The following is a 3,340-nucleotide window of genomic DNA, read 5'->3' as shown; positions in this document are numbered from 1 at the left end:
GGGCGGGGTGAAACTGGTAACAATTCTCCCATCAAAAAACCATCTCTTATTCTTCCACCCGATACCCCAACTCGTCTAAACTGAGGCGAGATTGTCGCCATTTAGGTAAGACTTTGACAAATAACTCTAAATAAACATGACCTGCAATTAACTTTTGGATTTGTTGACGAGCAGCAGAGCCAATGGTTTTCAACATACTACCACCTTTACCAATTAAAATCCCTTTTTGAGAGTCTCTTTCAATATTGATAGTAGCGAGAATCCGGGTAATTTTTGGTTCCTCCTCAACTCTGTCAATAGTAATAGCCACGGAATGGGGAATTTCCTCGCGAGTCAATAGTAAAATTTGCTCCCGAATTAATTCTCCCATAATAAAACGTTCCGGTTGATCTGTAACTAAATCTGGAGGATAATAATATGGTCCTGGTTCTAGCTGATTAACTAATAGTTCTTGTAATTCTGTCAACCCGTCACCTGTGAGGGCAGAAAATTTAGTAATCTGCCAATTGTGTTGTCCTACCAGTTGCTGGTAACTATCATCAATGGCTTGGTGCTTCTCTGGTTGTTCGTCGGATTTATTGATACCCAGAATAATCGGAGTTTCAGTTTTTGTCAGTAAATCTACAATAAACCGATCCCCTCCTCCTGCTGGTACAGATCCATCCACAATAAATAGTAACAAATCCACAGAATCAATGGCAATTCTGGCATTTTTTACAATCACTTTTCCCAGTTGGTGATGGGGCTTATGAATTCCTGGCGTATCGACAAAAATTATTTGGGCTGCTTCAGTTGTCAGAATTCCCCGCAATCGATTCCGTGTGGTTTGGGCGATGGGTGACGTGATGGCTATTTTTTGCCCCACTAACTGATTCATTAAGGTAGATTTTCCTACATTTGGTCGTCCAATGATGGCAATGAATCCGGATTTAAAGCCTGGTGCGGCTTGGGGAATCATTGAGCCATTTAGAATAATTGTCTCTTCGTTATTTATGGTTAAGTCTAGGTTTTTCACTTTGTACCGCTTTGCTAACAGTTTTTATACCAAATTGCTTTGAATCGCAGAATGTAGCACAGGCATCTTGCCTGTGCCACGGTTATAAATTTTAATTGCTACTTCTCAAACTCCTCACTTCCTCAATACTAATTCCTGTAATTTGACTGATGGTTTCATCATCTAGTCGTGGTAGTAATTCTTGGACAATCGCGATCGCTTTTTCTCGCATTCCTTCTTCTCTTCCTTCTTCTCTTCCGAGTAAGATGGCTCCTTCTTGATCGTAGATGAACATTTCTCTTCGTTCCATATCTTCTAGTTCTTCTCTGGTTAAATTAACCTGGTTTGCAATTACAAATGCTTGATGTATTTCTGGGACAATATTCATAGTTTCGGGTACTTCATTTAGGGATCTGGCATATTTCATAAAGTAAATCCACTTGTCTGCCAATGTTTCAAGTTCAGCTAGTTCTCGCTTAAACTTGGGCAACTCCACAAAAATCAACTTCATGTCATTTTTGGTATAGATTAAGTTGGTTGTTTCTTCTTTGTAAACAAATCGAGAAATTACGTTTTCGCTATTGGGGAACATTTCAAAATCTGTAATTGTTAGAGCAATCACAGGTTTGAGCATTCGGTAGCCTTCTCCCTTCTGCAATTGACAGGAATATGTTTTTGCTGCATTGAATAAAACTCGTTGGTCAAAGGATTGCACGTTCAACACCTGCATTTCAATGATCGCGATTGTGTCATTATTGAGGAAGGCTCTCACATCCAGGTATGTATCTTTCAAGCCTTGAACTCTTGGTGGTAGGTTTGGGTCAATAATTTCTAATTTTTTAATGATGGATTTGCCTTCATAAATCAGGGCATTAAGAAAGCTTTTAAGAATATCTTGGCTTTCTGATGACCCAAATATTTTTTTAAAGGCGTAATCGGTTTTGGGATTAATAAAATTCATAGGTACGATTTACCCTTGTTAACTTGGGACTGTTAAACTTTAACTTCAATTTTATCTTAGATCTTTGATTTTGACCAGCTTGTAGTCTATCTGCCTGACAGCTTGCATCAATACCCATCTTTTTTATCTCATTATTCTCCCTTGTTTCTCGGCATGACAGAGAGAACATATTCTCCTTGATTAACACTATAACTCGTGGAAACGTTAAAGACTAATCCATCAGCCTCAGCCAAGATATCTATTAATTTCGGTAGTTCTCCATGTTTATTGAAAACTAGTAACTGATACAATAATTGACCTGTTTTGATTTCACTCCCTAACTCTACTCTGGATTGGATCGTACCACCTATGGGCGCATAGTATTCTTTAATTTGGCTTTTTGTAATAAAGTTTATTGAGTAAGCTCCTGTTTCGGGTAAGGGAAAACCCGGAATTGTTAAAATACCGTGGAGGGCGAGATAATTTTTGATACCTAGAACTCCTTTTGTGACTGATTCTGGATTCATTACCATTCCAGAACCTAATTCTAGCGTCCAAGACTCCAAATCGAATTGAATGGGTTTGCCTAATTCTGCCAGTTTCTTCTCCAAAGCCAACCAAGGTTTCAGAAAGGCTTCGTCAAAGGCATTTCCATCATATTCTTTCATTAAAATACCATGAGGGAGGAGGAATCCTTTGGCACTCTCTTCGCGACTAGGGAAACAGTAGAGATAATCTATCGCTTGATTACTGGAACTATGAATATCAATAATATAGTTAGCATCAAGACAGAGGCATTGGAGTTGATATCGATAACTTTCTCGAAAAGGCGCTCCACTGGGAGAATTGATTTTGGCTAATTGTTTGTTAAAACTAGTCTGGATACGCGCCAAATAATTATGTCTGATTTCATCTGGTTCGAGGTTAATTTGTGATTCAGTAAAAGCGGCTAAATCATCACATTCTTGCTCATAATCCCAAAAGATCCGGTTCCAATCTCGCCCATCATAAGGATTGTAGCGTCCAGTGGCAAAGAAATGCGATCGCTGATTTGTACCGAGAGGGTTACAAACAGGTACAAGCCAGATTTCTCCGGTAAGCTTGGTGTCATCTAAACTACTGAGAAATTCAATAAGTTGATAAATTACCCCATTCCCAACAATTTCCGCCCCGTGGAGATTAGCTTGTAAGTAAGCCTTTTTACCGGGTTTAGCGCCAATAAATTGATAAACTTGGAGGAAAGTGCGATCGCCTGATGCCAAGTGTTGGATGGGAATGGTAGAAATAGTCGGGATCATAGCAATTTTTAGGGAATTTTGAGTTTTGTTAGCGCAGCGGGATGAAGTCCGTTTTGAGTTTTGAGTTGTCAATTAAAAATCTTACCTGCTCCCTTATCCCCCTTGTCC

Annotated in this window: 3 protein-coding genes; all 3 read right to left on the bottom strand. The window is 39.2% G+C overall.

What is annotated here, in order from left to right; translation table 11 throughout:
- Window positions 1-46: 46 nt before the first annotated feature.
- Window positions 47-958 (bottom strand): GTPase Era, encoded by a 912-nt coding sequence (era, locus tag NJ959_RS27545; RefSeq protein WP_254014956.1) that lies wholly within the window; start codon window positions 956-958, stop codon window positions 47-49.
- A 148-nt stretch (window positions 959-1,106) separates the two neighbouring features.
- Window positions 1,107-1,955 (bottom strand): Rpn family recombination-promoting nuclease/putative transposase, encoded by an 849-nt coding sequence (locus NJ959_RS27540; protein WP_254014954.1) that lies wholly within the window; start codon window positions 1,953-1,955, stop codon window positions 1,107-1,109.
- A 131-nt stretch (window positions 1,956-2,086) separates the two neighbouring features.
- Window positions 2,087-3,232: a succinylglutamate desuccinylase/aspartoacylase family protein gene (locus NJ959_RS27535; protein WP_254014955.1), complete on the bottom strand. Its 1,146-nt coding sequence runs from the start codon at window positions 3,230-3,232 to the stop codon at window positions 2,087-2,089.
- Window positions 3,233-3,340: the final 108 nt, after the last annotated feature.

The sequence above is a fragment of the Limnofasciculus baicalensis BBK-W-15 genome, from assembly GCF_024178385.1.
GTDB classification, from domain to species: Bacteria; Cyanobacteriota; Cyanobacteriia; order Cyanobacteriales; family Coleofasciculaceae; genus Limnofasciculus; species Limnofasciculus baicalensis.
Note: the sequence above shows the minus strand (reverse complement) of the source record. Positions and strands in the feature narration are given on the sequence as shown.